Origin of the sequence: Arthrobacter sp. UYCu712, assembly GCF_040547005.1 — a bacterium.
Taxonomy (GTDB): Bacteria; Actinomycetota; Actinomycetes; order Actinomycetales; family Micrococcaceae; genus Arthrobacter.
Window position 1 is genome coordinate 244147 of sequence record NZ_JBEPOZ010000001.1, and the last position, 25034, is coordinate 269180.

A 25034-nucleotide genomic window follows, 5' to 3' on the forward strand; every position below is an offset into this window, starting at 1 on the left:
CCAGTAACGCCGGGAGCCGGCGCCTACCCTGCGGGGCGGGCGCCGGCTCCCGGTCTTTAACGCCGTGCCTTTAACGGCGTGCCCGGGCAGCGCAGCCGGCCGGAGGATTCACCCCTGGCCGGCCTTGGCCTGCAGGCCCATGTCCTTCAGGCGGGTGCCGAGGATGGCGCCCAGCTTCTCGTGGCCTTCGGTGCCCAGATGCACTCGGTCGGTCGCGAACGGCAACAGGTCATACTTCGTCATCCAGTCGCCGACGCTGACGAACGGGATGCCGTGCTTCGCGGCGACCGTGCCCAGCAGGGTGTCCACCTCGGTGCGGCGTCCGCCGCCGTTGCCGGTGCCGAGGGCCAGCGTGCCGATCATGGCGAGGGTCGCGTCGGGGTACCGCTGCCGCAGGGTGCTGATCAGCTTTTCGGCGTTGGCGGTGATCTTCTCGTCGCTGGCTCCGGTGCCGGCGTCGTTCCCGCCGCCCTGGATGACCACCAACGGCGGCGAGCCGTAGGGGAGCCGCCAGTCGCCGCGCTCCAGTGCAGTGATGTAGTTGCCGGTCTTGGCGTTCGCGGCCACGTAGCCGGTGCCGCCCGCGCCGCAGTAGAAGACGTGGTAGCCCAGCGCGGTGAGCCCCCGGCGGGGCCAGCCGACGGCGGGGGCGGACTGGGAGTCGCCGATGAGCAGCGCGGTGTGTCCGACGTCGTTCACGACGACTTCTTCCCGATCGCTGGCGGGATTCCGGTAGATCGAACACGGCGGCATGGTGGACGGATCCGGCCCCGCAGCGGGGGTGGTCAGTTTCGACGCGCCGCACACATCGGGGTCGTAGGGCTGGGGAGGGGTGGTCTGCCCGCAGCCGCCCAGAAGTACGCCAACGGCGAGCAATGGTGCGAGGAAACGGAACAGAGCCGAGGCGTTCCGCATGAAGAATCTCCGGGCTGGCTTGCTGCTATCACAGCCATCATGGGGCATCAACGGCGGAAAATCCAGTGACTTTGCTCATAGCCGGCGGCACAAACCGCGCGCTGGCCACAGTCGCAGTTGGGCGGCGGATCGGGGATTTTAGGCCAATAAATGCCCTAGCGTTTAGAATGGTAATAGGTGCCCTGTGCCAAAGGGGCGTATCCGTCGTGCGTTCCGGTTGGAAATGTCGCGATACCACAGCTGACTTCACCACTGAATCGAGCAATAACGCATGTCTGAAACCACCACCAACACCGCGGTAGCCACTGCATCGCGCAGTGACCTGCGCAACGTCGCGATTGTGGCCCACGTTGACCACGGCAAGACCACGCTGGTCGACGCCATGCTCAAGCAGACCAACTCCTTTGCCGCACACAACCACCTCGAAGACCGGGTCATGGACTCCGGTGACCTCGAGCGTGAAAAGGGCATCACCATCCTGGCCAAGAACACCACCGTGGCCTACAACGGACCGTCCTCCATGGGCGAGACCATCACCATCAACGTCATCGACACCCCCGGCCACGCCGACTTCGGTGGCGAGGTCGAGCGCGGCCTGTCCATGGTCGACGGCGTCGTCCTCCTCGTCGACGCTTCTGAGGGCCCGCTGCCCCAGACCCGTTTCGTGCTTCGCAAAGCCCTCGCCGCGCACCTGCCGGTGATCCTCCTGGTCAACAAGACCGACCGCCCCGACGCACGGATCGAAGAAGTCGTCCACGAGTCCATGGACCTGCTCCTGGGCCTGGCCTCCGACCTCGCCGACGAAGTTCCGGACCTCGACCTGGACAAGATCCTCAACGTCCCCGTCGTCTACGCCGCCGCCAAGGTTGGCCGCGCGTCACTCGAGCAGCCGGCCGACGGTTCGGCTCCCGACAACGAGGACCTCGAGCCGCTCTTCAAGGCCATCATCGAGCACATCCCGGCCCCGACCTACAACCCGGACGGTGTCCTGCAGGCCCACGTCACCAACCTGGACGCCTCCCCGTTCCTCGGCCGCCTCGCGCTGCTGCGTATCTACAACGGCACCCTGCGCAAGGGCCAGACCGTCGCCTGGGCACGTGCCAACGGCGAAATGAAGAGCGTCAAGATCACCGAACTGCTGGCCACCAAGGCCCTGGACCGCGTGCCCACCGAGTCCGCCGGCCCCGGTGAGATCGTCGCCGTAGCCGGTATCGATGAAATCACCATCGGTGAGACCCTGACCGACGTCGACAACCCGCAGCCGCTGCCGCTGATCACCGTTGACGATCCGGCCATCTCCATGACCATCGGTATCAACACCTCGCCGCTGGCCGGCCGGGTCAAGGGCGCCAAGGTCACGGCCCGCCAGGTCAAGGACCGCCTGGACAAGGAACTGATCGGTAACGTCTCCATCAAGGTGCTCCCGACCGAGCGACCGGATGCCTGGGAAGTCCAGGGCCGTGGCGAGCTCGCGCTGGCCATCCTGGTTGAGCAGATGCGCCGCGAAGGCTTCGAACTGACCGTCGGCAAGCCGCAGGTTGTCACCAAGACCGTCGACGGCAAGATCCACGAGCCGATGGAGCACATGACCATCGACGTGCCGGAAGAGTATCTCGGCGCCGTCACCCAGCTCATGGCCGCCCGCAAGGGCCGCATGACCAACATGGCCAACCACGGCACCGGCTGGTGCCGCATGGAGTTCATCGTTCCGGCCCGTGGCCTGATCGGTTTCCGCACCAAGTTCCTCACGGACACCCGCGGCGCCGGCATCGCAGCTTCCATCTCCGAGGGCTACGAGCCCTGGGCCGGCCCGATCGAGTACCGCACCAACGGTTCGATGATCGCCGACCGCGCCGGTGTTGTGACGCCGTTCGCCATGATCAACCTGCAGGAACGCGGCTCCTTCTTCGTCCGTCCCACCTCCGAGGTCTACGAGGGCCAGATCGTCGGCGAGAACTCCCGCGCCGACGACATGGACGTCAACATCACCAAGGAAAAGAAGCTCACCAACATGCGTGCCGCTTCCTCCGACACCTTCGAGAACCTGACGCCCCCGCGCGACCTGACCCTCGAAGAGTCCCTCGAATTCGCCCGCGAAGACGAATGCGTCGAGGTTACGCCGGAGTCCATCCGCATCCGGAAGCTCATCCTGGACGTCAACCAGCGTGCCAAGTCCAACCGGGCCCGCGCGAAGTCCTAATTGCAGCGTCCGTAGTTTCGGCGACGGATAATTTGTGAATAAGAGAGCTGCCGGCACGGCGCGCGGTATTTCCGCCGCCGTGCCGGCAGCTCTTTTTGCTGCCCTGGCAGGTACCGCCCTGCACCGGCACGGCATCCTGGTAGCCGGCGTCGATGTTCCCTCGGGGGCGGTCGCCGCCCTTTTGCTGCTGGGGTCCGTCCAGCTGTGGCTCGGGGCCGCCTTCCGCTCCATCGTCCCGGCGGCGGCCTGCGGGCTCCTCTGCTACGCCCTCACGGGCTGGTGGTCCACGCTGGAGAACGGAAAGCGCCTCGTGATCGCCGACGCCGCGGGGAACATCTGGATTTTTGGCATCGCGGTGGTCACCCTCGCGATGCTCGCCTGGTGCCGTCGGTACCGCCCCGCGCAAGGGTGACGCGGCAGGCCAGCGGCCTGTCACTCCCTCCCACCGGGCCACCAGGGGGACATGCCCATTCTTCGCCCCCGCGGATGGGCATCGTGGCACCATGTCCATCCCTCGCCCGGTGCGGTGGACATGCCCACTGCTGACCGATGGACATGCTCTCCGCGGTCTCGGTGCGTCGGACATGCGCTTTTGCACATAGCGGCGGGGAGCCCTGTCGGCGCCGCGACGCCCGCGGGCACCATGAGCGCATGGCCAACATCATTGAAGTGCTCGCACAGTACGACGGCGTCGCCCGCGCCAAACATCTCGCTGCCGCGGGGGTCTCGGATTTCCAGCTCCAGGCCGCCCTCGCCCGCGGTGCCGTTTCCCGGGTGGCCCGGGGCGTGTACGCTCTGCCCGGCGCCGATCCCGGCCTCGTCTCCATCCGCTCGCTGCCGGCAGAGCCCGGCTGCGTCACGGCCGCCCAGCTGGAAGGGCTTTGGGTGCTGGAGCAGGCAGCGCAGCCGCATATCGCTGTGCCGCACAGCCGGCGCTACCCGGGGTTCGTCTGCCACAGATCGGCCGCGCCGCCCACCCTGTTGGATTCCGTTGTGCAAAGCCTGCGCTGCCTGCCTGAGCTCGACGGACTGGTCATCGCCGAATCCGCCGTCGTGCTCAAAGGAATTTCGCTCCGGGAACTGCGCCGGCGGCTGCGCGGACGGAACGACGCCCGGGAGCGCCGGATCGTGGCAGGGATTGTCCCGCAATCGCAGTCCATCATCGAGTGCATGGCCAGGTTCCTGCTGCGGCGTGCTGGCTTCCACGTCGAATCGCAGGTCAACATCCCCGGCATGGGGCACCTCGACCTGATGGTTGACGGACGCCTCGGTATCGAAACCGACGGTGCAGGCTTCCACATGGACAAGGCAAGTTTCGAGGAAGACCGGCGGCGGTGGAACGTCACCACCAGGCTGGGTATCCCGACCCTGGTTGTCAGCTATCCGCTGCTGAAGAATCACCCCCAGGAGTTCATTGCCCTGGTCCGGGACGCGCTGAACAGGCTCTCCGCCGCCGCCTAGCACCGGACATGCCCTCCCGCAGCCGCATGCCGGCCAGGGAGCATGTCCAGTTTTCGAAGCCCACCATGGACATGCCCCTCGTTCGCAGCCGCCAGCGCTGGACATGTCCCACCTTCGAAGCCACGAGCGCTGGACATGTCCCACGCTGGCTGCAAGGAATGGACATAGTGGCATTATGTCCACCGCTTGAGGCCAGGGGAGGGCATGTCCACTGGTGGGGTGCGGGGGTAGGGGTAGCCGGCGGCAGCGTGGCCCGGATCTGGCCCGGATCAGGCCTGGCGCGGGTTGCGGCGCGGCGGCGCGGGCGGGACTTCCTTCGCTGCCACCACGAGCGGCAGGGGAATCACGACGTCGGCGCGCCGGGTCCGGACGGTGCACTCGGCCCCGGCCCGGCCCACCAGTTCGCCGAGCACGTCCGTCAGGCCGCCCTCGATCCGGTACCGGACCACGACGCGGGTGCCCAGCGGGGCAGCGGAAAGGAACTGCTGCGGCGGGGGCATTGGCGAACTCACCAGTTCATACTAGGACCACTGAACACAAGGACCTGTGTCCGTGTGACGCCCGGCTAGGTTCGCGGGAACCGGCTGGGAGATAATAGGCTCAGAAGTCAGCAGCCGGCGCTCAGGCCGGGAGCACCATCCGGCGGATCGCCGGAACCAACGTGGAGAGGCAAGGGACGTGACGTACGTAATCGCGCAGCCGTGTGTAGATGTCAAGGACAAGGCATGTATTGAAGAATGCCCCGTTGATTGCATCTACGAAGGTGAGCGTTCGCTGTACATCCACCCGGACGAATGCGTGGACTGCGGTGCGTGTGAGCCGGTCTGCCCCGTGGAGGCGATCTACTACGAGGACGACACTCCCGAGGAATGGGCCGACTACTACAAGGCCAACGTCGAGTTCTTTGACGTTCTCGGTTCCCCGGGCGGTGCCGCGAAGATCGGCAACACCCACACGGACCACCCCATGATTGCCGCCCTGCCGCCGCAGAACCAAGAGAGCTAGGGCGGCGCTTCGGTGACATCCGCGCTGCGCAGCTTTGGCCTCAGCCTGCCCGACTACCCCTGGGAAGCGATGGCGCCGTACCTCGCGCGGGCAGCCGAACATCCCGGGGGAGCCGCCAACCTCTCCATCGGCACCCCGGTGGACCCGACGCCGGAGGTCGTGCAGGACGCGCTCCGGGCCGCTGCCGACGCCCCCGGCTACCCGACGGTCCACGGAACCCCCGCGCTGCGGGAGGCCATCGCGACGTGGTTTGACCGCCGCCGCGGCGTGCCCGGCCTCGACCCGCAGAACGTCATGCCCACGGTGGGCTCCAAGGAACTCGTGGCCTGGCTGCCGTTCCTCCTCGGACTCAAACCAGGCGACGTCGTCGTGCGTCCCGCCGTCGCGTACCCCACCTACGACATCGGGGCCACCTTCGCCGGCGCCGAGCAGATCGCCGCGGACGACCTCGACGAGCTCGACCCCGCCACCCGGGCCCGCGTCCGCCTGGTCTGGGTCAACTCCCCGGCCAACCCCACCGGCAGCGTGCGGGACAAGGCCTCGCTCAAACGAGTCGTGGCCCAGGCCCGGGAGCTCGGGGCCGTCGTGGCCTCGGACGAATGCTACGCCGAGCTCGGCTGGGACGAATGGGATGTCCAGCGCGGCGGGTCCCCGGTGCCCAGCATCCTCGATCCCGAGGTCGCCGGCGGGTCGCATGAGGGCTTGCTCGCGGTCTACTCGCTGAGCAAACAGTCCAACGTGGCCGGCTACCGCGCCGCCTTCGTCGCCGGGGATCCGGCGATCATGGCCAACCTGGTCAACAGCCGCAAGCACGCCGGCATGATCGTGCCCTACCCGGTCCAGGAGGCCATGCGGGTGGCGATCGGCGACGACGCTCACGTCCTGGCGCAAAAAGACCTGTACCGCGGACGGCGGGAACGGATCGTGCCGGCGCTGGAGCGCTTCGGGCTGACGATCCAAGGCTCCCGGGCAGGGCTGTACCTCTGGGCCACCGCCGGCGAGGACACCTGGCACACGGTGGGCCGGCTCGCGGACCGCGGAATCGTCGTCGGCCCCGGGGTCTTCTACGGCGATGCCGGGAACGGTTTCATCCGCGTGGCGCTGACGGCAAGCGATGAGAGGATTGACGCCGCGGCCTCCCGTCTGGCTACGGGGCCGTAACAAAGCTGTGACACGTGCCACAACTGGCACGTTTTGAGCGGGTCCGGGCGGCCATGAATTAGTGCCACCCGGAAACTGCCGGTAGTTTTTAACTGACTATCAATGGTGGCTTTCCACAAGAAGGCAGCGCAGCCGTTGGAATCCGTGTCCAAAACAGGATCCGCAGGCCGCTTCACCAGAAGTTGGACCAGCTTTCTACAGAGGCCCCGACGCCTCAGAGGAGACTCCATGACTGAGACCACCAGCGCAACCCTGCGCCATGCCGGCGGCGAGCTCGAACTCCCGCGCATCCAGGTTGTAGAAGGAAACGAAGGCTACGACGTTTCCAAGCTGCTGAAGCAGACCGGTGCCGTTGCTTTTGACCCCGGTTTCATGAACACCGCGGCCACCACGTCCGCCATCACCTACATCGACGGCGACGCCGGCATCCTGCGCTACCGCGGCTACCCGATCGAACAGCTCGCCCAGCACTCGAGCTTCCTGGAAGTCTCTTACCTGCTCATCTACGGCAACCTGCCGAGTCCCACCGAGCTGGAAGCCTTTGACCAGCGGATCCGCCACCACACCCTGCTGCACGAGGAGCTCAAGGGCTTCTTCAGCGGCTTCCCGCGGGACGCGCACCCCATGCCGGTGCTGTCCTCGGCCGTGTCCGCGCTCTCCACGTTCTACCAGGACTCGCTGGACCCGTTCAACGCCGAGCAGGTGGAGGTCTCCACCTACCGGCTGCTGGCCAAGATGCCGGTCATCGCCGCCTACGCCCTGAAGAAGAGCATCGGCCAGCCGATGCTCTACCCGGACAACTCCCACAACCTCGTGGAGAACTTCCTGCGCCTGAGCTTCGGCCTTCCGGCCGAGCAGTACGAGGTGGACCCGGTCGTCGCCAAGGCGCTGGACCTGCTCCTCATCCTGCACGCCGACCACGAGCAGAACTGCTCGACCTCCACGGTCCGGCTGGTCGGCTCGTCCAACGCGAACCTCTTCGCCTCCGTGTCCGCCGGCATCAACGCACTCTTCGGCCCCGCCCACGGCGGCGCCAACGAGGCAGTGCTCAAGATGCTGCGCCAGATCCAGGCCGACGGCACCAAGCCCGAGGACTACATGGAGAAGGTCAAGAACAAGGAGGACGGCGTCCGCCTCATGGGCTTCGGACACCGCGTCTACAAGAACTACGACCCGCGCGCCAAGATCGTCAAGGCCACGGCGCACGAGATCCTCACCAAGCTCGGCGGCAACGACGAACTCCTGGAGATCGCCCTGCGCCTCGAGGAAAAGGCCCTGAATGATGACTACTTCATCCAGCGCAAGCTCTACCCGAACGTGGACTTCTACACCGGACTGATCTACAAGGCCATGGGCTTCCCGGAGAAGATGTTCACCGTGCTCTTCGCGATCGGCCGCCTGCCGGGCTGGATTGCCCAGTGGCGCGAAATGATCAGCGACCCCAACACCAAGATCGGCCGTCCGCGCCAGCTCTACATCGGCGAGCCGGAGCGCAACTACCCTTCGGTGTAGTGCACTAAGGACCCACGCAGTACGACGCCGGCCGCGCACCTCAGACGAGGAGCGCGGCCGGCGTCGTTTGTCCGGGGGCGTGCGGCTCAGGCGGTGTAGCCCTGGGGGTTGTTTTTCTGCCAGCGCCAGTGGTCCTGACACATTTCGTCGACGGTCCGGGTGGTGGACCAGCTGAGGTCGGCCAGGGCCGAGGACGCGTCGGCCCAGAACGCGGGCAGGTCCCCGGGCCGGCGGGCGGTGATCTGGTACGGGATGGTTTTGCCGGCGGCTTTTTCGAAGGAGCGGAGCACTTCGAGGACGGAGGATCCGGTGCCGGAGCCGAGGTTCCAGCGGTGGACCCCGGCCCGGCCGCTGATGTGCCCGAGCGCGGCGACGTGGCCCTCGGCGAGGTCGACGACGTGGATGTAGTCCCGCTGGCAGGTCCCGTCCGGGGTGTCGTAGTCGCCGCCAAAGACCATCAGCTTCTCGCGCCGGCCGACGGCGACCTGGGCGATGAAGGGGACGAGGTTGTTCGGGATGCCCTGCGGGTCCTCGCCGATCCGGCCGGAGGGGTGCGCGCCGACCGGGTTGAAGTAGCGCAGCAGCGCGATGTGCCAGCGCGGGTCCGCGGCGCCGAGGTCCGCGAGGATGTCCTCGACCTGTTCCTTGGTCCGGCCGTAGGGGTTGTTCGCGCCGATCTCCATCTTTTCCAGGTACGGGCTGGGGTTGTGCTCGCCGTAGACCGTCGCGGAGGAGCTGAAGACGATGGAGCGGACGTTGTGCCGGTCCATCACGCGGAGCAGGTTCAGGGTGCCGACGAGGTTGTTGTGGTAGTAGCGCAGGGGTTCCCGGACGGATTCGCCGACCGCCTTGAGCCCGGCGAAGTGGATCACGGCCTCGATCGTGTGCTCGGCGAAGACGGCGTCGACCGCGGCCTCGTCCACGAGGTCCGCGCGGTGGAACACCGCGGGGATGCCGCTGAGTTCGGCGACCCGGCGCAGCGCTTCCTCGCTGGAGTTCACCAGGTTGTCCAGGACCACCACCTCATGGCCGGCTTCCTGCAGGGACAGCACGGTGTGCGAACCGATGTAACCGGTGCCACCAGTAACCAGAATTCTCATGCCTCCTAGGCTATCCCACCTCCGCGCCCGGGCTGTGGCGGGCAAGCCGTACCGCCGGCGGTGTGCCCCGCCGTCAGACGGGTTCATCCGTGCTAAAAAAGACTAATGCCCAAATTTGTCGACGCCGCATTACGGCGCCAGGAAGTGGTCCAGGCGGTCTTCAGGATCGTGGCAGCAGATGGACTCGAACGGGCGTCTCTCCGGGAAGTTGCCGTCGAGGCCGAACTCGCCGTCGGATCCGTCCGGCACTACTTCGCCAGCAGTGATGAGCTGCTGGTCCACTCCTTCGGGGTCGTCGTCGACCGGATCGTCGGGCGGCTGACGGCGGCCGACGACCGGCTTGGCGGCCTCCTGCCGGGCACCGCGGACCACCACGAGGCTGTTTTAGCACTGCTGGGCGAGGTCCTGCCGCTGGATGAGGAACGGGCCGTCGACGCGTGCGTCTGGATGGCCTTCAAGAACGCCGCCAGGACAAAACCGTTCCTGGCCCCGGAGGCGGACCGCAGCCACCGTGCCGTCGCTGCGATCGTGGGAAGGCTCGTGATGGAACTCACGGCCGCCGACGGCGGGCAGGGTGCCCAGGCGGCCCAGGAGGCAGGCCCGGATCAGCAACGGCTCGTCACCGAGGCCGAAGGGCTGCTCGCCACCCTGGACGGGCTCACCATGCACGCACTGCTGCAGCCCGAATGGATGACTGCCCGGATGTGCCGGGACGTGCTGGAAGCCCATCTGGCCGGCCTGGGCAACCGTGTTCCACGCCATTAACCTGCGTTAGCGTGAGGAATACACTGGGATAGTACGTCTTGCCAAGGAGGCTATCGGATGCACCACACAGGCGGACCTGGCTGGCGGATCACAATGGACACTTCGGGTCCCATGCTCATTGCCCTGTATGTCCGCGACGCCGCCGGCCTCAACAGCGCCGGCCACCCGGCACTGTGCCACGTGGCACCAAAGATCCGGTCCTCCGACCACACCCACCTCATTGCTGAAGTAGGCGGCCACTCCGCACTCAAGACCGAGTGGGAAGCGTGGTGGGAGCAGCTCCTCAAAGCGCATCCGGAGATGTCGCCCGAACTGGGACCGCCCGGCTTCCGGGCGTTCAGCAATTCACCCGCGCTCCGGCGTGTGCTGCAGGCGCACTTCGGTGCGGCATTGTCCTGGGCCCGGGAACGCCGCGGCGAGTACGTCGCGCTCGAGGCTGAAAGGGAGGCCGGTGGCGGCGTGCAGCTGCTGGCCGACATGGTGGACGACAGGCTGCTGGAGGTGGGCCGGGCGGCCCGTGATTTCAACCTGACCATCATCGAGCTGCCGTTGGCCGAGCCCCGGGCCTGGTACCTCGAGCCGGACAAGATCCTCATGAGCCGGGAGCTGTTCTCCCAGCCGGAACTGTTCCGCAGCTACGTTCAGCCCGTGGTGGACCTGCTGGTCTGAGCCGGACGGCTACTTGGGAGGTGCCTCGGCGAGGGCCACGCGGACCTGCCCCGCCGGAACGTCGGCCGGGCGCCAGCCGTTCCGGGCTTCCCGGGTCCAGCCTCGGCCGTCCGCTTCTACCGCGGCGATGGACAGCCCTTTCGCGTTGGCCACGGCCCACTGCGCCACGGCCCAGGCCTGGGCGCCCTCGGCTTCAACAAGCAGGGTGTTTCCCTCCACGGTGACCGGAACGGCGCCGAACGCCTCGGACAGCCGCTCCTGCGCGGCGGCCGGGTCGCCGGCCTCGTCAGGGGCGCGCAGGGTGCAGTCCAGCCCGGCAGCCGTCCGTCCGGTCAACGAGGAGGCGAATGCGCGGGCCATCACCTCGTGCTGGGCGTACGCCTGCGGATACGCCGACCGCTGGACCCGCTGCGCGGCGTCGGTGATTTCCAGCGACTCGTAGCCTGGGACCTTCACGAGGGCGTTGTAGAAGGCGTTGCTCGCGTGGTACGGATCGATGACCTGCTCCGCGGTGCCCCAGCCCTGGGACGGCCGCTGCTGGAACAGCCCGCGTGAGTCAGGCCCTGCCTGGTCGCCGTGCCCGATGTTCCGGAGCTTGGACTCCTGCATGGCCGTGGCGAGCGCGATGCTGGCCGCCCGTGCCGGCAGTCCGCGCCGGACCGCGACGGCGGTGATGAGGGCCGCGTTGGCGGCCTGGTCCGTGGCGAGTTCGGCCCTCCCGCTCCCTTCGGCGGTGCAGCGCTCGGAAATCAGGGTCTCCGAGCGGTCCAGGAACGCCACCGCCGTGTAGACCCCGCCGGCGACCATCGCCAGCGTCAGCAACAGCACAATCCGCCGCCGCCAGCTGCCTCTGCGTGCCAAGTAACTACTCCCTCAGGCCCGCAGGCCGGTCCGTTCATGAGCCGGTCGGCCCGTTGTCCCAACCCTAGTTGGCGTGCAGGGCCTCATTGAGTTCGACGGTCTGCCCCTTGCGGGGGAGGACCTCGACCTCGCCGGTGGACGAGTTGCGCCGGAACAGCAGATTGGCGACCCCGGAGAGCTCGACGGCCTTCACGATCCGGCTGGTGTCCTCACCGTCGGCGTCCTTCGGCCCGATCACGCGGACACGGGTGCCTGCCGTGACGTACAGGCCGGCCTCGACGACGGAGTCGTCGCCGATGCTGATGCCCACGCCGGAGTTGGCGCCAAGCAGTACACGCTCGCCCAGGGCGATCTTTTCCTTGCCGCCGCCGGACAGGGTGCCCATGATCGACGCTCCGCCGCCGACGTCGGAACCGTCGCCGGCGACGACACCTGCGGAGATGCGGCCTTCCACCATGGACGTGCCGAGGGTGCCGGCATTGAAGTTCACGAAGCCCTCATGCATGACGGTGGTGCCCTCGGCCAGGTGCGCGCCGAGCCGGACCCTGTCGGCGTCGGCAATCCGGACGCCGGAGGGAATAACGTAGTCGACCATCCGGGGGAACTTGTCCACGCCGTAGACGGTCACGGCGCCGCGCTTGCGCAGCCGGGCCCGGGTCAGCTCGAAGTCCTCGACGGCGGCAGGGCCGAAGTTGGTCCACACGACGTTCGGGAGTTTGCCGAAGATGCCGTCGAGGTTGATGCTGTTGGGCCGGACCAGCCGGTGCGAGAGCAGGTGGAGGCGCAGGTAGGCGTCCGCGGTGTCCGCCGGTGCCTCATCGAGGTGGATCTGGACGAACACGACCTTCTGCTCGGTGCCACGGTCCGCGTCGGTGCCGTGGTCCGCGATGTCGCTGAGGCTCTGGTCCGCGTTGGCGGCGTCGCGGAGGTGCTCCGCCGCGATGCCGAGGGCCGGCGCCGGGTACCAGACGTCCAGTACGGTGGCCGCGCCGTTGCGGCTGGAAACGGTGGCGACGCCAAATCCATAAGCAGAGCGGGCGTCAGCGGGGGTGTCAGAGCGGGGGGCGGCGGGCACAGCAGAAGAAGCGGTCTCAGTCATTCTCCAAGTCTATAGAGGGCGTCCGCGGTGGCTGAAACTCAAGACGCCCACGTGACCGGGAGCGCTGGCGGATAAAGTGGAACCGTGACTGCCCAGGAATCCACTGCCCATACCCCGCGCCCGCAGGTGCCCGCCCGCCTTGACCTCCGCCAGGACGTCGCGCTGCTGACCGCCGCCCTGATCGACATTGACAGCGTCTCCGGCAACGAAACGGCCCTGGCGGACGCCGTGGAACATGCCCTCCGCTCGGTCCCGCAGCTGGAACTGGTCCGGGACGGTGACTCGATCATCGCCCGCACCACCCTCGGCCGCGCCGAACGGGTGATCCTCGCCGGGCACCTCGACACCGTGCCGCTGCCCGTCACCGAGGGATCCCTTGGCACCGTGCCTTCCTACTGGCCCTCCGGCGCCCCCGGCGAAGGCATCCTCTACGGACGGGGCACCACCGACATGAAGGGCGGCGTCGCGGTGCAACTTGCCCTCGCTGCCGGCCTGTTCGACGGCGGCGGGGAGCCGGCCAGGGACGTCACCTTCGTGTTTTACGACCATGAGGAAGTCGAGGCCGTCAAGAGCGGGCTCGGCCGGCTGGTGCGCAACCACGGCGGCCTGCTGGGCGGGGACTTCGCGATTCTGCTGGAACCCACGGACGGAACGGTGGAGGGCGGCTGCAACGGCACCATCCGCTTCGAGGCGACCACACTCGGCGAGGCGGCCCACTCCGCCCGCGCCTGGATGGGCAGCAACGCGATCCACGCCGCGGCGCCGATCCTGGCCCGGCTGGCCGCGTACGAGCCGCAGACCATCACCGTGGACGGACTGGACTACCGGGAAAGCCTCAACGCGGTCAAGATCAACGGCGGCACCGCCGGCAACGTCATCCCGGACCGCTGCGTCGTCGAAATCAACTACCGCTTCGCCCCGGACAAGACGCCGGACGAGGCCGAAGACCATGTGCGGGCACTCCTGGCCGGGTTCGACGTCGTCCGCACCGACAGCGCCGCCGGGGCGCGGCCGGGACTGACCCACCCGGCCGCAGCGTCCTTCGTGGCCGCGGTCGGGGCCGAGCCCAAGCCCAAGTACGGCTGGACCGACGTCGCGCGCTTCAGCGAACTGGGCATTCCCGCCGTGAACTTCGGACCGGGGGACCCGCTGCTGGCGCACAAGGACAACGAGCATGTCGAGGCGGAGGCGATCCGTGAATGCCTGCGGGCGCTGCGGAGCTGGCTCGCGGCGTAGAGCCGCCGGCTTTAGCGCCCAACGCAAGAAGGTCCGGAGCCCCTGACGGGAGTTCCGGACCTTCTTGCGATGCGGGTGGACTACTTGACGGCGATCCCGGCGGCCGGGACATGCGCTACGCCACCGGCGGTCTTCTTGGAACCGCGGCGCTCGATCCAGATGGCCAGCCGGGACACGGAGAAGTTGATGGCGATGTAGATCGCCGCCGCGACGAAGAACACCGGGAACAGGTACTCCGGGCCCAGGAAGTCGGCCATGATCTGCACCTTCCGCAGCAGTTCCTCGTAGGAAACGATGTAACCCAGCGAAGTGTCCTTCAACAGCACCACGAGCTGCGCCACGAGCGAGGGCAGCATGCGGCGGATCGCCTGGGGCAGCTCGACGCTGCGCCGGGAGGCGAAACTGGTGAGGCCGATCGCGAGGCCGGCCTCACGCTGGCCCTTCGGCAGGGACTGGATGCCGGCGCGGATGATCTCCGCGAAGATCGCCGAGTTGTAGAGCACGAGGCCCGCCACGACGGCGACGAAGGAGCCGGTCGCAAACACCAGCAGCACGAAGAACATCATCAGGACCACGGGCATGCCGCGCAGGAATTCCAGCACGATCCGTGTCGGGATCCTGATCCAGGCCACATCGGAGATGCGCATGAGGCACAGCACGAGCCCCAGCGGGAACGCGATCACGGCAGCCACAGCGGCCGCGCTGAGCGTGGCAAGGATGCCGTTGCCGATCAGCGCCCAGACATCCGGGATCTGGAAGACCTCCCAGCGCTTCGCTTCGAAAATACCCTGCTGAGCAAGGATGGAGGTGGCCCAGGCGAGGAGACCGGCAATCGCGACGATGCCGATGATGGAGCCGATCAGGGAAATGCGGCGGGCCTTGGGCCCGGGGACGTCGTAAAGGACCGAGCTCATCGGGCGATCGCCACCTTTCGTTCAACCACGGTGGCCAGGTAGCCAAGCGGGACGGTTATCAGCAGGTAGAAGAAGGCGACGCCGACCAGGACCCACAGCACGGCATCGCCGTGCGCGTTGGCGAGCTGCCGGCCGTAGCCGAAGAGCTCCAGCACGAAGAACGCGCCTGCCACCGAGGAGTTCTTCACGAGTGCGATCAGGATGTTGATCATGGGCGGGATCACCGTGCGCAGGGCCTGCGGGAGGATGATCAGGCTGAGGACCTGGCTGAACTTCATGCCGATACTGCGGGCGGCCTCGGCCTGGCCGACCGGGACGCTGTTGACGCCCGAGCGCACCGCTTCGGCGATGAAGGCCGAGGTGTAGGCGCTCAACGCAATGATGGCGGCCACCTCGAACTGCTGGAACGTCACCCCGAGGCGGGGCAGCACCACGGCCGCGAAGAAGAAGGCGATGGTCAGCGGGGTGTTCCGGACAATCTCCACGTACGCCATGCTGAAGCCGCGGAGGGCGGCGATGGGCGAGACGCGGGCTGCCGCGAGCACGGTGCCGAAGATCAGTGCGAAGATCCCCGAGACCACGGACAGGAAGAGGGTTCTGAGAAAGCCGTCCCAGTACTGGGGGAGGCTTTCAATAATGACGTCCATAGTTTCCTTCGGCTGCCTTGAGGGGATTCGGGCTGAACATAAGGAGAGGCGGTTGCCGTCGCCGCGCCAGGCGCGGACGACGGCAACCGCCGTACCCATTTAGTAGCGGTTGATCGCGGGGAGTTCGGGCGCGGTCTTGATGACTGCGCCGGCGGTGGCTTCCCAGGCCTTCTTGTAGGACCCGTCCTTGGCGAAGGTTTCCAGCTGGTCATTGATCCAGTTGCGGAAGACCGTGTCGTCCTTCTTCAGGCCGATGCCGTAGGGCTCCTTGGTGAAGGTCTGGTCCGAGGCCAGCTTGAAGGCGTCCGGTTCCTTGTTCACGAAGCCGGCGAGGATGACGTTGTCGGTGGTGATCGCCTCAACCTGCTTGTTGCGCAGCGGCTCGAGGCAGGCGGAGTAGGTCGCGGCCGGAACCAGGACTGCTCCGTACTTCTCGACGATCGTCGCGGCAGGGGTGGACCCGGTGACGGAGCAGACATTCTTGCCCTTGACGTCTTCCGGCTTGGTGATGGAGGTGTTGTCCTTGTTCACCATGAGGGCCTGACCGGCCTCGTAGTACGGGCCGGCGAAGGACACTTCGGTCTTGCGCTTGTCGTTGATCGTGTAGGTCGCCACGATGATATCGACGTCGCCGTTCTTGATGAACTGCTCACGGTTTGCGGAAACCGTTTCTTTCCATTCGATCTTGTCGGCGGCGATGCCCAGCTTGGCTGCGATCAGCTTGCCGATCTCCACGTCGAAACCGACAGGCTTGCCGTCGAGGCCCTTCTGGCCGAACAGGGGCTGGTCAAACTTGGTGCCGATAACGACCTTGCCTGCGGATGAAAGCTTGGCCATGGTGCTGTCGGCAGCGAAGCTCGGCTTCTCGGCTACGGGCGGGTTGGTAGTGGAGGAGCTGCCGCCGCAGGCGCTCAGGCTGAGGGCCAGAGCTGCGGATGCGGCAACCAGAAGGGATTTCCTTCGGGTCAAAAATGCCATCATGACATTCCTTTCATTGGACGGCTGCCTTCCGGCGGCCAGGGTGCGAACTCGGGAGGGACTCAGTGAGTCAGCAGCTTGGACAGGAAGTCCTTCGCCCGGCTGCTCTTGGGGTTGGTGAAGAATTCTTCGGGGGTGGCGTCCTCGACGATCTGGCCGTCGGCCATGAACACCACGCGGTCCGCGGCCTTGCGGGCAAAGCCCATCTCGTGGGTGACCACGATCATGGTCATGCCCTCCTTGGCGAGCTGGATCATCACGTCCAGGACCTCGTTGATCATTTCCGGGTCAAGGGCGGAGGTGGGCTCGTCGAAGAGCATGACCTTCGGCTTCATCGCGAGGGCACGGGCAATCGCCACACGCTGCTGCTGACCGCCGGAGAGCTGCGCCGGCAGCTTGGGCGCCTGGTGTCCGACGCCGACCCGCTCGAGCAGCGCCATGGCGTCCTTGTCCGCTTCGGCCTTGGGGACTCCCTTGACCTTGATGGGCCCGAGGGTGACGTTCTCGAGGATCGTTTTGTGCGCGAAGAGGTTGAACGACTGGAAGACCATGCCGACGTCGGCGCGGAGCTTTGCGAGTTCTTTGCCTTCCTCGGGCAGCACTTTTCCGTCGATCTTGATCACGCCGTCGTCGATGGTCTCGAGGCGGTTGATGGCGCGGCAGAGCGTCGACTTGCCCGAGCCCGACGGCCCGATGACAACGACAACCTCGCCCTTGCGGACGTTCATGGTGATGTCCTTCAGGACGTGCAACTGACCGTAATGCTTGTTCACGGCATTCAGGGAGACGAGCGCGTCGCCAGGCACTTGAGTAGTCATAAGAAGAATCTAGCGAACATTGGCCCTATATGACTGCAATCACTCCGACTTCCTCCAGATCGTGATTCAAGAGATACCTGCAGGTCAGAGTGCCTGCCGGGGACGCCTGCGCACGGAAGCGCCGTCCGGCGGGCCCGCATGCGTCCCAAGGGAACCCAAGGATTTCCGCGCTACCCTGTGGGCATGAGTACCGATCCGCAGCGCAGCCAAGGCCAGGACCACGATGGAAAGCCGGCGCCCGAAAAGCGCGACACACCACCGGTCAACGGAATACGCCACAAAGGGCCGCTGGAGCTGCGACGAAAGCAGGCCAGGGTCACGATGTCCGACCAGACCCTGCTGGACACCAAGGGCCCCGGACAGTTCGTGCATACCGACCCGTGGCGTGTGCTGAGGATCCAGAGCGAATTCGTGGAGGGATTCGGCGCACTCGCCGATCTTGGAACCGCGGTCAGCGTCTTCGGCTCCGCGCGGACAGTGCCGGGCAGCCCCAACTACGAGCTCGCCGTCGAGGTGGGCCGGAAACTCGCCGAAGCCGGACTGGCCGTGATCACGGGCGGCGGCCCCGGGTCGATGGAGGCCGCGAACAAGGGCGCCGTCCAGGGCAACGGGGTGTCGGTGGGACTCGGCATTGAGCTGCCCTTCGAGCAGGGCATGAACCAGTGGGTGGACCTGGGCATTAACTTCCGCTACTTCTTCGCCCGCAAGACCATGTTCGTCAAGTACGCCCAGGGGTTCATCGTGCTTCCCGGCGGCCTCGGAACCCTGGATGAGCTCTTCGAAGCCATGGTCCTCGTCCAGACCCGCAAGGTCACGTCCTTCCCGATCGTGCTCCTGGGGACCGCGTTCTGGAGCCCGATGGTCGAATGGATCAAGAACACGCTGGTCGCCGAAGGCATGATGTCGGAAGAGGACCTGGACCTGATCCAGGTGGTGGACGATCCGGCCACCGCCGTGGAGCTCGTGGTGGAAGGGGCGGCCCGCCATCGGAACCCGAACGGCACCGTCCCGGGAAACGGGATCCATAACAGCGGCAACAGCAACGGCACCAACGGCGGCAACAGCAGCGGCCGCGGCACGCGGGCCTGACGAGTCCGCCCGCCGCCGTCTGGCACGATGTAGGGGTGAGCTTCTTCCTGATTTTCCTGGCGATCGTGCTGATCGGCGTCGCAGTCCTGCTGGGCACCGATGTCGCATCGAGAGTCGTCCGCCGAGGCCGTGCCCGGGGAGGCGGGCAGCCCTTCGATGACGGATTCGACGAGCCGGTGGCCTCCCTGCCTCCCGTGCTTCTGCCTGAGGAGGCCGACCCGTCCGACGTCGACCACCTCCGCTTCGCCATCGGCCTGCGCGGCTACCGGATGGACCAGGTGGACCAGGTGCTCGACGAACTGCGGGACCAGATTGCCGCCAAGGACCGGAAAATTGCGGACCTCGGGGAGGAACTGGAACGCCTGCGCCCGGCCGCCGGGCAGGGCCGGTGAACAAGCCGGTGAACAAGCCGGTAAACAAGCCGGTAAATGACGATCAGATGGACAACGGGTCGATGGACAACGGGCCGATGCATGCTCTGTCCGTTGCGCCGGTGGGCCTGAACGCGGCCCTGTGGACCCGCCTGGCTTCGGCCGGCACGCGCGTGTCCAGGTGGCCGTGGTGGGTCCAGGTGGGCGGGCTGTACCTCGCCGCCCGGCTCGTCAGTGCCTGGATTTTCATGGCGGCCGCCCTGCACCAGGGTGTGAATCCCTGGTTTCCCGCCAAACCGGACTACTGGTCGTTCGTCAATATCTGGGACGCCCGCTGGTACGGCGAAGCATTGCAGAACGGCTACCCGGACGTCCTGCCGACGGATGCCGCCGGCAACGTCCAGGAAAACGCGTGGGCGTTCTACGCATTGTTTCCGATGCTGGGCCGGGTCCTTGCGGGCGCGACCGGGATGCAGCCGGCCCTTGCCCTGACGCTCATCGCGATGGTGTGCGGCCTCGGCACGGCACTGGTGGCCTACAGCCTCTTCAGGCACCGGGCCACCCACACCACGGCACTGTGGGGGACGGTGTTCTTCTCCACGTTTCCCGTGTCGCCGGTGCTGCAGGTGCCCTACGCGGAGTCGCTGAACCTCCTCCTGCTCGCTGCCGCGCTGTTGCTCGTGGTGCAGCGCCGATACCTGTCGGCGATGCCCGTCGTCGTGCTGATGTGCCTCTCGCGCCCCACCGGCGTGCCGTTTGCGGCGATGGCGGGGCTCCTCTTCCTCTACCGCCTGTGGCATTGGCGTGCAGCGGGCAGTCCCCGTGGCGCGGCTGCGCCCGCGGGTTCCGGGCTCTGGTCCCTCGCCGGCCTGACCGTGGTCAGCGGGATCGGGGCCCTGCTGTGGCCCGCGATCGCCTGGGCGGTCACCGGGGACATCCAGGCCTACACCAAGACCGAAACCGTGTGGCGGGGCCATGACCTGGTGCCCTTCAAACCCTGGTTCGACACCGGCATCCTGCTCTTCGGCCCGGTGCTGGGAGTCCTGGCCCCCTTCGTTTTTGTTGCGCTCTTTGTCCTGTTCATGATGTCCCGGCCCGTGGCCGCGCTGGGCACCGAGCTTCGGTTGTGGTGCAGCTGCTACATGGGCTATCTGCTGATCTTCCTGCACCCCCAGACCAGCACCTTCCGGATGCTGCTGCCGCTCTTCCCGCTGGCCCTCAGTGCCGCTTTGCTTTCCCGTTCGCGGGCCTACCGCGGCACCGTGGTGGTCATGTTCCTGCTGCTCCAGATCGTCTGGATCGTGTGGCTGTGGGCCTGGGCGCCGTTGCCCGGCGGAGGGGACTATCCGCCGTGACGCAAAGCACCTTTTTGCGGCGCCGGCCCGGATCTGCGCGGCGGTGTGGAAAGTCCAACGATTAGCTCCGGGCGCTAAGTTACGCGATAATAGATGCTAAGCAAGGACAAGAAGCAAACTGAGTAGATGGCCCTGATGTTCCCATCACGGCCGCCGGGCAGCTTGATTGACTAAGCGGACGCAGCCCGGCCGGGCTGGTAAGTCACTGGACTAATGGAGGGGATATTCCTTATGGCGGCTATGAAACCACGCACCGGCGACGGCCCGATGGAAGTGACGAAAGAGGGACGAAGCCTCATTATGCGGGTTCCGCTCGAAGGTGGGGGACGGCTCGTCGTCGAACTCAATTCGGCCGAAGCGACAAACCTCAAGGAATGCCTCGTCGGCGTTACCGAGTAACCTCGCGGACAGCTTCGCACCAGAATTCAGAAGGGCGGGCCGGCAGTCGGTTGACTGCAGGTCCCGCCCTTTTTCTGTCCGCTATGCGTCCGCTGAGCCGGACGGGAGGGTGCCCGACGGTGTACAGCCAGACCGCTACTTCTTGACGCTACTTTTTGACGGCGATCAGCAGGCCGTCGCCGGTCGGAAGCATTGCCGATGCCAGCCGGTCGTCGTCACGGATAGACTTGCCCACCTGCCTGAGCACCGCCGTGGTGGCGTCCCGCGCGGCAGGGTTGGCGACTTTGTCCTTGTCCAAAGCGTCATTGACCACCAGCAGCCCGCCCCGCTTCAGCAGCCGGACGGCCTGCTCCACGTAACCGGGATAGTTCGGCTTGTCCGCGTCGATGAACACCAGGTCGTAGGCGCTGTCGGTCAGCCGCGGGAGGACGTCGCCGGCCCGGCCGGAAATGGTACGGGTCCGGTTGGCCGGGCTGCCGGCCTCCTGGAACGCTTCCCGGGCCGCCTTGAGGTGTTCGACGTCGACGTCGATTGTGGTCAGTACGGCGTTGGGTCCGAGACCGCGCAGGATGCATACGCCCGAGACGCCGGCGCCGGTTCCGATCTCCACGGCGGTCTGCGCCTTCGAGGCGGCGGCCAACACCGTCAGGACCGCGCCCACGCCGGGGCCGATCGGAGTGACGCCCAGTTCGAAGGACCGTTCGCGCGCGTGTATCAGGACCTCATCCTCGGCAGGCAGATCTTCTGCGTAGGACCAGCTCGTGGACTTATCGGCGCTCATGGGTATCGCTTTCTGGGCGGCAGGGGGAGTGTTCATTACAGCCTACTGTGTCCGGCGGGGCGGTTCCGGGAGGTGCCTGTGACGCGGCCGCGACGGCGTCCGGAGGGCCGTTTGCGCCTTGGGCGGAAGTGCGGCCTGCGTCAGGAAATTCCCAGCTTGATTTGAAATGATGGGTATCCGCTCATCCGCGAGGTGATCGGCGCCGAATCAGGGGTGCAGGAGCTTGCACCGGCAAGCACCAGCCACGGCGTATGTGCCATCACGAGGGGAGCGGACGATGTCGGTTCAGACAGGTGTCCCTGCAACTGAAGAGTCCCAGCCCGCCGCCGAAGCCGAGTGGGTCCGGCCGACGTGGGAGGAAGTGGTGACCAACCACTCCGCCAAGGTCTACCGGCTCGCGTACCGGCTCACGGGCAACAAGTTCGACGCCGAGGACCTCACCCAGGAAGTGTTCGTCCGCGTCTTCCGCTCGCTCGAAAACTTCAAGCCCGGAACCCTGGACGGGTGGTTGCACCGCATCACCACCAACCTCTTCCTGGACCAGGCCCGGCGCAAGAGCCGCATCCGCTTCGACGCGCTGGCCGAGGACGCCGAGTCCAAGCTCCCCGGCCGCGAACCCGGCCCGGAGCAAAGCTTCGAATTCAACAACCTTGACCTCGACGTCCAGGCCGCCCTCGAGGAACTGCCCCCGGACTTCCGGGCCGCCGTCGTCCTGTGCGACCTCGAGGGGCTGTCCTACGACGAGGTGGCCGTGGCGCTGGGCGTCAAGCTCGGAACCGTGCGGTCCCGGATCCACCGCGGCCGGACCATGCTCCGGGAAAAGCTGGCGCACCGCGACCCCCGGCCGAAGCAGTCCCTCAAGCCGCGGCTCAAGATGCCGCGCATCGCCGGCCTCCTCTGAACAGGGCGATGAGCCTGCTGAAACGACTGCTGAAACGACTGCGGCGCGGTCTGCCCTGCGGCTGCCAGGGCGGCCGGCGGGGTTCCGCGGCCGGCCGCCGTCGCCGGCAGCACCAGGGGCGGTGCGCGGAATGCCGTTTGCAGGAGCGCCGCGAACAGCAATACCTGGAACGGCTGCGCGGCGCCGCCGTGCCCGCCGCCAGTGACGACCTGACCGCGCGGCTGCTCGCCCGCACCGAGGGACTGGCGCGCGACGCAGCACCCGCGGCGCCGCTGCCGGGCGGGGAACTGCCGTCCACGGACCACGGCGCCCGGGGACACGGCGCCCGGGGACGCGGCGCCCGGCAACGCGGCGCCCGGCCGGGAATCCGGCTCGCGGCTCTGGCCGCCGGTGGCGCGACCGCCGCCGTTGCCCTGATGGCCGGATCCGCATACCTGATGGGGGGAACCCCGGTACCACCGGAAGCCGCCGGCACGGCCTCCGCCTTCCTGCACGAGGACATGCGGGTCTCCTCGGCCGCCGGCGCCGGAACCGGCTGGAGCCTGACGGGCGAACCCGACATCACGCCCTCCGACGCACTGACTGCCGGGCAGCTGGCAGCACTGCGGGCGCAGGGCTGGTCGTGTCCGGAGCTCCGGGAGCTGGGCTTCCATCTCGTCTGGGCCCGCGGCGGCGTCGTGGCCGGCACGGACATGGTCGAACTCCGGCTCACCGACGGCCGCTATTTCGCCACGGTGCTGGAGCAGCACAGCGCGGCGCCGCCGCAGCGGGGCAGCTCGGGGGTCCAGCCCCCGGCGGCCACGCCCCCGGTCAACGTGCTCACGGGCCATACCGCAACGGCCGACGGCTTCACCGCCGTCAGTGCGCAAAGCATGGGTGCGCCCGCCGGCACCGGGCCGGAAACTTTCGCGGCGGCCCGCAGCGGGAGGCTCTGGATCAACCCTGCGGCGCCCTTCCGCGCCATCTATCAGAACTCCGCCGGCACCTACACCTACGTGTCGGATCAGCCCGCTGCCCTGGCCGGCGAAGGCGTGGCGGCCCTGGTGGCTGCACGCGCCGTGCCGCGGCCCGAAGCCGCGCCGGCAGACGGAACCACGCCGGACGGAATCACGGCCCGGATCGAGCGGGGAATGGGCAGAATCCTGAAGCTCCTTGCCCCGTGACACGCGCAGCGGCCGGCGGCCGCCGTCGTGTGTCCCTGCGGAATCGTCGCCGCTTCGATTGAGAGGGTAATCTTCCTAAAGTGCTTGGAATCAACGGACCGGAGTTTCTGCTTCTGCTGATCATCGGACTTCTGGTGATCGGTCCCAGCAGGCTGCCCGAATACACGCAGAAACTCGCCAACCTTGTCAAGGAAGTCCGCCGGATGGCCTCCGGCGCGCGGGAACAGATCAAGGAAGAAGTCGGCATCGACATCGATGAGGTCGACTGGAAGAAATACGACCCCCGGCAGTACGATCCGCGCAGAATCATCAAGGAAGCCCTGCTGGAGGACGACACGAAGCCCGTGAGCGCCGGAGCGCCCGGCGCGGTGTCGGCTGTGGCCGCCGCCTCGGCTGCCTCTGCGGAGCAGCGTCCCGCCCGCGTCATCGAGCGTTTGCCCGCAGGCGAGCCGGCGCCCTTCGACTCCGAGGCCACCTAGCGCGGCTGCAGCCCCAGGGACATCCCGGTCAGCCCGCGCGGAACGGCGGCGAGCTTCCCCGCGATGCCCAGGAGGGCCACCGCTGCGGGGGTCTCCGGGCGGCCCAGCACCAACGGAACCCCGGCATCCCCGCCCTCACGCAGCAGGATGTCCAGCGGAATCTGCCCCAGCAGGGGGACGTCCGTGCCCACCGTGGCGGACAGCCGCTCGGCCAGCACGGCGCCGCCGCCGCTGCCGAACAGATCCATCCGGCCGCCGTCGGGCAGCTCGAGGTAGGACATGTTCTCCACCACCCCGGCCACGGACTGGCCGGTCTGGGTGGCAATGGCGCCGGCCCGTTCCGCGACGTCCGCGGCGGCGGCCTGCGGGGTGGTCACGACAAGGATCTGCGCCTTCGGCAGCAGCTGGGCCACCGAGATGGCAATGTCGCCGGTGCCGGGCGGCAGGTCCAGGAACAGCGCGTCGAGGTCACCGAAATAGACGTCCGTGAGGAACTGCTCAAGAGCCCGGTGCAGCATCGGCCCGCGCCACGCGACCGGCTGGTTCCCGGTGACGAACATGCCGATGGAAATCACTTTGACCCCGTAGGCCACCGGCGGCAGGATCATGTCATCCACCCGGGTGGGGGACTGGGTGATGCCCATTAGGGCCGGGACGGAGAAACCGTACACATCCGCATCCACGATTCCCACCCGCAGACCCTGGGCGGCCAGAGCGCAGGCCAGGTTGACCGTCACGGAGGACTTCCCGACCCCGCCTTTGCCGCTCGCCACCGCGTAGACCTTGGTGAGGGAGCCGGGTTCGTTGAAGGGGATCCCGCGCTGCCCGCCGGCGCCGCGCAACTGCTCCTTGAGCGTGTCCCGCTGGGTCTGGGTCATCACCTTCAGCTCGACGTCGACGGCGGTGACGCCGGGAACGGCGCCCAGCGCCGCTTCGCAGTCGGCCGTGATGGTGCCGCGCAGCGGGCAGCCCGCAATCGTCAGGAGCACTGTGATCCGCACCCGGCCCGCATCGGAGATCACCACCGAGTCGAGCATCCCCAGCTCGGTGATGGGACGGCGGAGTTCCGGGTCGATCACCGTGGCGAGGGCCGCGTGCACGGCCTTGTCGAGGGCGGAGTCCAGGGGGATATGGCCCGGCGTGGTGCTCATGCGG

Annotated in this window: 27 protein-coding genes; 16 read left to right on the forward strand and 11 right to left on the reverse strand. The window is 67.2% G+C overall.

Annotated elements, in window-relative coordinates:
* Positions 1-108: 108 nt before the first annotated feature.
* Positions 109-915 carry an SGNH/GDSL hydrolase family protein gene (locus tag ABIB51_RS01255; protein WP_354184722.1) on the reverse strand — a complete coding sequence of 269 codons (807 nt, stop codon included), beginning with the start codon at positions 913-915 and terminating at the stop codon, positions 109-111.
* 271 nt (positions 916-1186) lie between these two features.
* Between ABIB51_RS01255 and typA the strand changes: the two genes are divergently transcribed.
* The 3 genes from typA to ABIB51_RS01270 all read left to right on the forward strand — a co-directional run bounded on the left by typA (position 1187) and on the right by ABIB51_RS01270 (position 4576).
* On the forward strand, positions 1187-3115 hold the full coding sequence (typA, locus tag ABIB51_RS01260) for a translational GTPase TypA (protein ID WP_354184723.1): 1929 nt from the start codon (positions 1187-1189) through the stop codon (positions 3113-3115).
* Positions 3116-3149: 34 nt separating this feature from the next.
* Positions 3150-3527: a hypothetical protein gene (locus ABIB51_RS01265; protein ID WP_354184724.1), complete on the forward strand. Its 378-nt coding sequence runs from the start codon at positions 3150-3152 to the stop codon at positions 3525-3527.
* Between the two features lie 239 nt (positions 3528-3766).
* Positions 3767-4576, forward strand: a complete 810-nt coding sequence (locus tag ABIB51_RS01270) for a type IV toxin-antitoxin system AbiEi family antitoxin domain-containing protein (RefSeq protein ID WP_354184725.1) — start codon at positions 3767-3769, stop codon at positions 4574-4576.
* Between the two features lie 269 nt (positions 4577-4845).
* Here the strand turns inward: ABIB51_RS01270 and ABIB51_RS01275 are convergent, their stop codons facing one another.
* On the reverse strand, positions 4846-5088 hold the full coding sequence (locus ABIB51_RS01275) for a putative acetyltransferase (protein ID WP_354184726.1): 243 nt from the start codon (positions 5086-5088) through the stop codon (positions 4846-4848).
* 166 nt (positions 5089-5254) lie between these two features.
* Between ABIB51_RS01275 and fdxA the strand changes: the two genes are divergently transcribed.
* The 3 genes from fdxA (at position 5255) to ABIB51_RS01290 (ending at position 8254) form a co-directional block, all read left to right on the forward strand.
* Positions 5255-5581 (forward strand): ferredoxin, encoded by a 327-nt coding sequence (gene fdxA, locus ABIB51_RS01280; RefSeq protein ID WP_354184727.1) that lies wholly within the window; start codon positions 5255-5257, stop codon positions 5579-5581.
* A 12-nt stretch (positions 5582-5593) separates the two neighbouring features.
* A complete protein-coding gene (gene dapC / locus ABIB51_RS01285) occupies positions 5594-6742 on the forward strand; it encodes a succinyldiaminopimelate transaminase (protein WP_354184728.1) in 1149 nt (382 codons plus the stop codon).
* 228 nt (positions 6743-6970) lie between these two features.
* Positions 6971-8254, forward strand: a complete 1284-nt coding sequence (locus ABIB51_RS01290; RefSeq protein WP_354184729.1) for a citrate synthase — start codon at positions 6971-6973, stop codon at positions 8252-8254.
* Positions 8255-8340: 86 nt separating this feature from the next.
* On the opposite strand, the gene galE is transcribed toward ABIB51_RS01290, so the two are convergent.
* Positions 8341-9354, reverse strand: a complete 1014-nt coding sequence (gene galE, locus ABIB51_RS01295) for a UDP-glucose 4-epimerase GalE (protein WP_354184730.1) — start codon at positions 9352-9354, stop codon at positions 8341-8343.
* 105 nt (positions 9355-9459) lie between these two features.
* Between galE and ABIB51_RS01300 the strand changes: the two genes are divergently transcribed.
* Positions 9460-10119: a TetR/AcrR family transcriptional regulator gene (locus tag ABIB51_RS01300; RefSeq protein ID WP_354184731.1), complete on the forward strand. Its 660-nt coding sequence runs from the start codon at positions 9460-9462 to the stop codon at positions 10117-10119.
* A 57-nt stretch (positions 10120-10176) separates the two neighbouring features.
* A complete protein-coding gene (locus tag ABIB51_RS01305) occupies positions 10177-10788 on the forward strand; it encodes a hypothetical protein (protein ID WP_354184732.1) in 612 nt (203 codons plus the stop codon).
* 9 nt (positions 10789-10797) lie between these two features.
* Here ABIB51_RS01305 and ABIB51_RS01310 read toward each other — a convergent pair whose 3' ends face one another.
* Both ABIB51_RS01310 and dapD read right to left on the reverse strand, forming a co-directional pair.
* Positions 10798-11649, reverse strand: coding sequence for a hypothetical protein (locus ABIB51_RS01310; RefSeq protein ID WP_502916049.1), 852 nt, complete (start codon positions 11647-11649; stop codon positions 10798-10800).
* 64 nt (positions 11650-11713) lie between these two features.
* Entirely contained in the window at positions 11714-12748 is a 1035-nt protein-coding gene (gene dapD, locus ABIB51_RS01315) for a 2,3,4,5-tetrahydropyridine-2,6-dicarboxylate N-succinyltransferase (protein WP_354184733.1), read from the reverse strand.
* An 84-nt stretch (positions 12749-12832) separates the two neighbouring features.
* Between dapD and dapE the strand changes: the two genes are divergently transcribed.
* Positions 12833-13984: a succinyl-diaminopimelate desuccinylase gene (gene dapE / locus ABIB51_RS01320; RefSeq protein WP_354184734.1), complete on the forward strand. Its 1152-nt coding sequence runs from the start codon at positions 12833-12835 to the stop codon at positions 13982-13984.
* Between the two features lie 80 nt (positions 13985-14064).
* Here the strand turns inward: dapE and ABIB51_RS01325 are convergent, their stop codons facing one another.
* The 4 genes from ABIB51_RS01325 to ABIB51_RS01340 all read right to left on the reverse strand — a co-directional run bounded on the left by ABIB51_RS01325 (position 14065) and on the right by ABIB51_RS01340 (position 17341).
* Complete coding sequence (locus ABIB51_RS01325) at positions 14065-14898, reverse strand: amino acid ABC transporter permease (RefSeq protein ID WP_354184735.1); 834 nt, start codon at positions 14896-14898, stop codon at positions 14065-14067.
* Positions 14895-15545, reverse strand: a complete 651-nt coding sequence (locus tag ABIB51_RS01330) for an amino acid ABC transporter permease (protein ID WP_354184736.1) — start codon at positions 15543-15545, stop codon at positions 14895-14897. Before ABIB51_RS01330 ends, ABIB51_RS01325 begins: the two co-directional genes overlap by 4 nt.
* 99 nt (positions 15546-15644) lie before the next feature.
* Positions 15645-16526, reverse strand: a complete 882-nt coding sequence (locus ABIB51_RS01335; protein ID WP_354184737.1) for a glutamate ABC transporter substrate-binding protein — start codon at positions 16524-16526, stop codon at positions 15645-15647.
* 59 nt (positions 16527-16585) lie between these two features.
* Complete coding sequence (locus tag ABIB51_RS01340; protein WP_354184738.1) at positions 16586-17341, reverse strand: amino acid ABC transporter ATP-binding protein; 756 nt, start codon at positions 17339-17341, stop codon at positions 16586-16588.
* Positions 17342-17524: 183 nt separating this feature from the next.
* Here ABIB51_RS01340 and ABIB51_RS01345 point away from each other — a divergent pair, with 183 nt between their 5' ends.
* The 4 genes from ABIB51_RS01345 to ABIB51_RS01360 all read left to right on the forward strand — a co-directional run bounded on the left by ABIB51_RS01345 (position 17525) and on the right by ABIB51_RS01360 (position 20555).
* Entirely contained in the window at positions 17525-18430 is a 906-nt protein-coding gene (locus ABIB51_RS01345; protein ID WP_354184739.1) for an LOG family protein, read from the forward strand.
* Between the two features lie 35 nt (positions 18431-18465).
* A complete protein-coding gene (locus ABIB51_RS01350) occupies positions 18466-18822 on the forward strand; it encodes a DivIVA domain-containing protein (protein WP_354184740.1) in 357 nt (118 codons plus the stop codon).
* 47 nt (positions 18823-18869) lie between these two features.
* Complete coding sequence (locus ABIB51_RS01355; protein WP_354184741.1) at positions 18870-20156, forward strand: putative hexosyltransferase; 1287 nt, start codon at positions 18870-18872, stop codon at positions 20154-20156.
* A 231-nt stretch (positions 20157-20387) separates the two neighbouring features.
* The gene (locus tag ABIB51_RS01360; RefSeq protein WP_069949162.1) at positions 20388-20555 is read left to right on the forward strand and encodes a DUF3117 domain-containing protein; all 168 of its coding nucleotides are present in this window, start codon (positions 20388-20390) and stop codon (positions 20553-20555) included.
* 148 nt (positions 20556-20703) lie between these two features.
* Here ABIB51_RS01360 and ABIB51_RS01365 read toward each other — a convergent pair whose 3' ends face one another.
* The gene (locus ABIB51_RS01365) at positions 20704-21336 is read right to left on the reverse strand and encodes an O-methyltransferase (RefSeq protein ID WP_354184742.1); all 633 of its coding nucleotides are present in this window, start codon (positions 21334-21336) and stop codon (positions 20704-20706) included.
* 277 nt (positions 21337-21613) lie between these two features.
* Between ABIB51_RS01365 and sigE the strand changes: the two genes are divergently transcribed.
* The 3 genes from sigE (at position 21614) to ABIB51_RS01380 (ending at position 23879) form a co-directional block, all read left to right on the forward strand.
* Positions 21614-22237 carry an RNA polymerase sigma factor SigE gene (sigE, locus tag ABIB51_RS01370; RefSeq protein WP_354184743.1) on the forward strand — a complete coding sequence of 208 codons (624 nt, stop codon included), beginning with the start codon at positions 21614-21616 and terminating at the stop codon, positions 22235-22237.
* 137 nt (positions 22238-22374) lie between these two features.
* Positions 22375-23400, forward strand: coding sequence for a hypothetical protein (locus ABIB51_RS01375; protein WP_354184744.1), 1026 nt, complete (start codon positions 22375-22377; stop codon positions 23398-23400).
* An 80-nt stretch (positions 23401-23480) separates the two neighbouring features.
* A complete protein-coding gene (locus tag ABIB51_RS01380; RefSeq protein ID WP_354184745.1) occupies positions 23481-23879 on the forward strand; it encodes a twin-arginine translocase TatA/TatE family subunit in 399 nt (132 codons plus the stop codon).
* Here ABIB51_RS01380 and ABIB51_RS01385 read toward each other — a convergent pair.
* On the reverse strand, positions 23876-25030 hold the full coding sequence (locus ABIB51_RS01385; protein ID WP_354184746.1) for an Mrp/NBP35 family ATP-binding protein: 1155 nt from the start codon (positions 25028-25030) through the stop codon (positions 23876-23878). The two genes, ABIB51_RS01380 and ABIB51_RS01385, sit on opposite strands and share 4 nt — an antisense overlap.
* Positions 25031-25034 lie beyond the last annotated feature (4 nt).

Bases quoted from the DNA above. Each gene is read 5' to 3' on its own strand.
- ABIB51_RS01255 (WP_354184722.1), bottom strand. From the start codon at position 915: ATGCGGAACGCCTCGGCTCTGTTCCGTTTCCTCGCACCATTGCTCGCC.
- typA (WP_354184723.1), top strand. From the start codon at position 1,187: ATGTCTGAAACCACCACCAACACCGCGGTAGCCACTGCATCGCGCAGT.
- ABIB51_RS01270 (WP_354184725.1), top strand. From the start codon at position 3,767: ATGGCCAACATCATTGAAGTGCTCGCACAGTACGACGGCGTCGCCCGC.
- ABIB51_RS01290 (WP_354184729.1), top strand. From the start codon at position 6,971: ATGACTGAGACCACCAGCGCAACCCTGCGCCATGCCGGCGGCGAGCTC.
- galE (WP_354184730.1), bottom strand. From the start codon at position 9,354: ATGAGAATTCTGGTTACTGGTGGCACCGGTTACATCGGTTCGCACACC.
- ABIB51_RS01300 (WP_354184731.1), top strand. From the start codon at position 9,460: ATGCCCAAATTTGTCGACGCCGCATTACGGCGCCAGGAAGTGGTCCAG.
- ABIB51_RS01305 (WP_354184732.1), top strand. From the start codon at position 10,177: ATGCACCACACAGGCGGACCTGGCTGGCGGATCACAATGGACACTTCG.
- dapD (WP_354184733.1), bottom strand. From the start codon at position 12,748: ATGACTGAGACCGCTTCTTCTGCTGTGCCCGCCGCCCCCCGCTCTGAC.
- ABIB51_RS01325 (WP_354184735.1), bottom strand. From the start codon at position 14,898: ATGAGCTCGGTCCTTTACGACGTCCCCGGGCCCAAGGCCCGCCGCATT.
- ABIB51_RS01330 (WP_354184736.1), bottom strand. From the start codon at position 15,545: ATGGACGTCATTATTGAAAGCCTCCCCCAGTACTGGGACGGCTTTCTC.
- ABIB51_RS01335 (WP_354184737.1), bottom strand. From the start codon at position 16,526: ATGATGGCATTTTTGACCCGAAGGAAATCCCTTCTGGTTGCCGCATCC.
- ABIB51_RS01340 (WP_354184738.1), bottom strand. From the start codon at position 17,341: ATGACTACTCAAGTGCCTGGCGACGCGCTCGTCTCCCTGAATGCCGTG.
- ABIB51_RS01345 (WP_354184739.1), top strand. From the start codon at position 17,525: ATGAGTACCGATCCGCAGCGCAGCCAAGGCCAGGACCACGATGGAAAG.
- ABIB51_RS01355 (WP_354184741.1), top strand. From the start codon at position 18,870: ATGGACAACGGGTCGATGGACAACGGGCCGATGCATGCTCTGTCCGTT.
- ABIB51_RS01360 (WP_069949162.1), top strand. From the start codon at position 20,388: ATGGCGGCTATGAAACCACGCACCGGCGACGGCCCGATGGAAGTGACG.
- ABIB51_RS01365 (WP_354184742.1), bottom strand. From the start codon at position 21,336: ATGAGCGCCGATAAGTCCACGAGCTGGTCCTACGCAGAAGATCTGCCT.
- sigE (WP_354184743.1), top strand. From the start codon at position 21,614: ATGTCGGTTCAGACAGGTGTCCCTGCAACTGAAGAGTCCCAGCCCGCC.
- ABIB51_RS01385 (WP_354184746.1), bottom strand. From the start codon at position 25,030: ATGAGCACCACGCCGGGCCATATCCCCCTGGACTCCGCCCTCGACAAG.